At 42.6% G+C, this 329-nt stretch carries 1 protein-coding gene; it reads left to right on the top strand.

Annotated features, from left to right (window positions below):
• Window positions 1–301, top strand: a 301-nt coding sequence (locus AB4585_RS29340) for a tripartite tricarboxylate transporter permease (RefSeq protein ID WP_372172345.1), incomplete at its 5' end; no start/stop codon positions are given.
• Between the last annotated feature and the right edge of the window lie 28 nt (window positions 302–329).

The following is a 329-nucleotide window of genomic DNA, read 5'->3' as shown; positions in this document are numbered from 1 at the left end:
GTCAGTGGTCGGTGCATACGCGATTAACAACTCAATGTTTGATGTGGGTATTGCGATTGCCTTTGGTATTTTAGGCTTTGTGTTAGGCAAAATGGATATACCCTCTTCGCCAATACTTCTTGCCATCATCCTTGGTCCAATGGCGGAGACCAATCTGCGTAAAGCCTTGCTGATGTACGATAACTCTTGGTCATTCCTGTATGAAAGACCGATTGCTTTGGCCTTTATTGTGTTAGCTGTCTTCTCTGTGTACTCGACAATGAAGATGAAGAAGAAAAAGCAGATGCAGTTAGATACCTAAGCGGTAAACGAAAACAGAGTGTTAATAC

Source organism: Vibrio sp. 10N.222.49.C9 (assembly GCF_041474985.1).
Taxonomy (GTDB): domain Bacteria; phylum Pseudomonadota; class Gammaproteobacteria; order Enterobacterales; family Vibrionaceae; genus Vibrio; species Vibrio crassostreae_C.
The sequence above is the reverse complement of the archived record's forward strand: the minus strand, read 5'-3'. Positions and strand labels throughout refer to the sequence as shown.